The organism is Streptomyces sp. NPDC056486, assembly GCF_042795295.1.
Taxonomy (GTDB): Bacteria; Actinomycetota; Actinomycetes; order Streptomycetales; family Streptomycetaceae; genus Streptomyces.
The window spans coordinates 1-3,695 of sequence record NZ_JBHTSF010000311.1 but is presented as its reverse complement, the minus strand read 5'-3'; the positions used below and the strand labels follow the sequence as shown (position 1 = coordinate 3,695).

Below are 3,695 nucleotides of genomic sequence, written 5' to 3'. Positions count from 1 at the left end.
GTCATCCGCCCGCGGACGACCGAACGACGATGCAGGAAGGAACGGACGTAACAACTCCCATTCCTCATCGGTCAGTTCATAGCGACGACTCACAAGGCCCATCATCCCGCGCAACTACATTGAAGACACGACCTAGGGCCTGTCGTCAAACTCCCGTCGTCCGCCCGGAGGGCGGGCCACGCGGCGTCAGGTGCGTGCTCTGGGGGTCCCCCCGGCCGGAGGCTGGGGGAGTGCCGGGCGTAGATCCTCGTACTGGACGTACTTGGGTCTGCGCCCGGTGCGGCGAGAGGGCGTGCATGGCGTCGCGTGGCAGACGGGGGTTTGACGACAGGCCCTAGGCTCCCTGGCCATGGACAGCACCTTGCGTCAGCTCTCCGCCTACGCCGCCGTGGCCAGGGCTGCCAGTTTCACGGCGGCCGCCGCCCAACTGCACGTGTCCCAGTCCTCACTCAGTCGCGCGGTGGCGGACCTGGAGCGGGAGCTGGGTGCCCGGCTCCTCGAACGCGACACCCGCAACGTCGAGCTGACCCCTGCGGGCATCGAGGCGCTGCGGATCGCCGAGCAGATAGTGAACGCCCACCGGTCCGGGATGAAGGAGCTGGAGCGTTTCCTGCTCGGCGAATCCGGAACGGTCACGGTGGCCACCCTGCCGTCGGTCGCCGCTCTCCTGCTGCCCCGGGTGATCATGGACTTCCGCCGGCAACGGCCGCAGGTGGCCGTGCAGCTCATGGACGGCCTCGAGCAGTCGGTGCTCAGCCGGGTTCTGTCGGGTGACGCGGACTTCGCCATCACCACCGGTGAATCCTCCGGGCAACTGGAGCACCGGCCCTTGGTGCGGGATCAGTTCGTCGCGGTCCTGCCGCAGGACCATCCGCTGGCCGAGCGCAGCGAGGTCACCTGGGACGACCTGGCCCGTGAACCCTTCCTCGCCGTCGGCCAAGACTCCAGCGTGCGGCGGCTGACCGACGCGGCGTTCGCCCAGATCGGCGTCCGGACGGCACCGGCCGCGGAAGCCGGCAATGTCGCCACGGTCGGCGGGCTCGTGGCCGCCGGGCTCGGGGTGACCGCGATGCCCGCACTGGTCCTGCCGCTCCTGGGCACGGGACCGGTCGTCCACCGGCCGCTCGGGGAACCGACCGTCCATCGGCGCCTCGACATCGCCCTGCGCACCCGCCGGCCGCTCCCGATGGCAGCCGACCGGTTCCTGGAGACGCTGGAGGAGTTCCGCACGCACCGGCACGACCTGCCGCCCGGAGTGTCCTGGGTCTGAACGGCGCCGCACACCCTTCGACTCATGCGATATCCGCATGGATTGATGGTCCTTTCTTGCTGGACGGTCATGCTGACGGCTCGGCAGGCTGATGGGTGCCGCAATCAGCAGAGCCGGGGAGCACAGTGGTGTCCATCAAGCAGCAGGAAGTCGGTGGCCGCGGGCAGTTGCACGGCCTCAAGGTGGTCGAATTCGCGCACGTGGTGGCCGGCCCGCTGGCCGGATCGATGCTCGCCGATCAGGGTGCGGATGTGATCCACGTGGAGCCGCCGGGCGCCGGGGACGCGGCACGGGCGATGGGCCCCCAGAAGAACGGCCACCCGCTCTGGTTCAAGGTCGCGGGACGCAACAAGCGATCTGTCACCCTCGATCTCCGTCAGGAGGCCGGACGCCAGGTCGCCCGGCGCCTAGTCGCCTGGGCGGACGTCGTGATCGTCACCCTGCGCCACAGCCGGCTGCGCGCCTGGGGCCTCGACTGGGAATCCGTGCACGACATCAATCCCCGAGCCGTCCTGTTGCAGATCTCCGGCTACGGCGCGACCTCGTCACGAGCCGACGAGCCGGGCTTCGGCAAAGTCGGCGAGGCCCGCAGCGGCGTGGTGCACCTGACCGGGTTCCCCGACACCCCGCCCGTGCACACCGGCTTCTCCCACGGCGACGCCGTGACCGGTCTCATGGGCGCCTACGCGATACTCGCCGCGCTCCACCGCCGCGACCACGACCCCGACTTCGACGGCGAATGGATCGACCTCGCCCTCTTCGAGCCGCTGTTCCGGCTCGTCGAGTGGCAGGTCATCGTCCACGACCAGCTCGGTTCGACGCCCGAGCGCTCGGGCAACCAGCTCGCGGTCGCCCCGGCGGCGGTCATCAACACCTATCAGTCGAAGGACGGTGAATGGATCACGGTGACATCGGCGACCCTGCGATCGGTCCGCAACGTCGCCAGGCTGCTCGGCCTCGACGAGGCCGACTTCACCACCGCACAGCAGCAGTTCGCCGGGCGTGCCCGTCTCGACGACGGCCTTCGGGTCTGGGTGTCCGAGCACACCGCCGCCGCCTGCCTCGAAGCGTTCACCCGCGCCGAGGTGGTGGCGTCCCGCGTCTTCAGCGCCGCCGACATCGCCGAGGACCCGGTCTACGCCGAACGGGAGGACATCGTCACGGTCGACGACGCCGATCTTGGCCCCGTGCGGATGCAGTCCGTCATCCCCCACTTCCGGCAACGGCCGGGCAGGGTCTGGCGGACCGGCCCCGCCCTGGGACAGGACAACGCTCTCGTCTACCGGGAGTGGCTCGGCCTGGACGAGGCCGAGCTCACCGATCTGGAGGAGCACGGTGTCGTCTGACCGCCGCACCCCGCGCCCCGCGCCCGTCCCCCGGCCGCACTTGCGGTCCCTCCTTTTCGTCCCCGGTAACCGGACCGCGGACTGGCTGCCCAAAGCACAGGCGGCCGGGGCCGACGCGGTCATCCTCGACCTGGAGGACGCCGTGCCCGAGGGCGACCGGGCATCCGCTCTTGCCCAAGTGAGCGACGCCCTCAGCAGGCAGGCCGACATCTCACCCCCGGGGCCTGCTCTGTTCGTCCGTCTCACCCCGCTCGACGGCTGGGCCGCCGCCGATGAGCTGCGCACCGTCTGTCGCCCCGGGCTCAGCGGGATCGTGCTGCCCAAGGTGACCGGTCGCGACGACGTACGTCACGCCGACCGGCTCCTCGACTGGTGCGAGCGTGAACACGGCCTGCCGCAGGGCCACTTCGCCCTCGTGCCCCTCCTGGAGACAGCTCAGGCCCTGCGGGACGCCCACGGCTGCGCGGCGCAGGCCGACCGTGTCGCCTACCTCGGCGCGATCACCGGCGCGGGCGGCGACGTCGAACGCGCTGTCGGCTACCGCTGGAGCCCCCAGGGCTCGGAGACGCACGCCCTGCGCGCCCGTGTCCTGCTCGACGTACGGGCCGCGGGGTCACCACAGCCGGTGGCCGGGCTGTGGACCCGCGTCGGCGATCTGGACGGTCTGCGCGCCTTCGCCGAACAGAATCGCGCTCTCGGCTACACGGGCATGATGGCGATCCATCCCTCACATGTCCCCGTCATCAACGAAGTTTTCGCGCCCGGCGCGGACGAACTGACCCGCGCGAGAGAGCTGATCGCCGCCGTGGAGGCAGCACAGGCACGTGGCACCGGCGCGGTGACGTTCGGCGGGGAGATGGTCGACGAGGCCATGGCGGCGACGGCCCGGTCGCTGCTGGCGCGGCACACCTGAACGCCAGGCGGCGAAGGGCCCGCGCCGGTGGCTGCGGGTCGGCTCGGCCGCCTGTCGCCGCCGGAGTGTGTGGTGGGCGGGGGAGGCGGGGGCCGTGGGTGAAAACGGGGTGGTGCGTGGGGGAGGCGGCGCTACCGCGGGGGCGAGAAAGGTCAGTACGACCACC

At 71.0% G+C, this 3,695-nt stretch carries 3 protein-coding genes; all 3 read left to right on the top strand.

Translation table 11 applies throughout. The features are described from left to right. The first annotated feature begins 349 nt into the window (after window positions 1-349). The 3 genes from ACFQ7F_RS45610 (at window position 350) to ACFQ7F_RS45600 (ending at window position 3,529) form a co-directional block, all read left to right on the top strand. Window positions 350-1,270: a LysR family transcriptional regulator gene (locus ACFQ7F_RS45610; RefSeq protein ID WP_383285630.1), complete on the top strand. Its 921-nt coding sequence runs from the start codon at window positions 350-352 to the stop codon at window positions 1,268-1,270. Between the two features lie 134 nt (window positions 1,271-1,404). Beyond that, the gene (locus ACFQ7F_RS45605; RefSeq protein WP_383285632.1) at window positions 1,405-2,616 is read left to right on the top strand and encodes a CaiB/BaiF CoA transferase family protein; all 1,212 of its coding nucleotides are present in this window, start codon (window positions 1,405-1,407) and stop codon (window positions 2,614-2,616) included. After that, window positions 2,606-3,529 (top strand): HpcH/HpaI aldolase/citrate lyase family protein, encoded by a 924-nt coding sequence (locus tag ACFQ7F_RS45600; RefSeq protein ID WP_383285627.1) that lies wholly within the window; start codon window positions 2,606-2,608, stop codon window positions 3,527-3,529. Before ACFQ7F_RS45605 ends, ACFQ7F_RS45600 begins: the two co-directional genes overlap by 11 nt. Window positions 3,530-3,695 lie beyond the last annotated feature (166 nt).

Coding starts and splice junctions, on each gene's coding strand:
- ACFQ7F_RS45610 (WP_383285630.1), top strand. CDS start 350: ATGGACAGCACCTTGCGTCAGCTCTCCGCCTACGCCGCCGTGGCCAGG.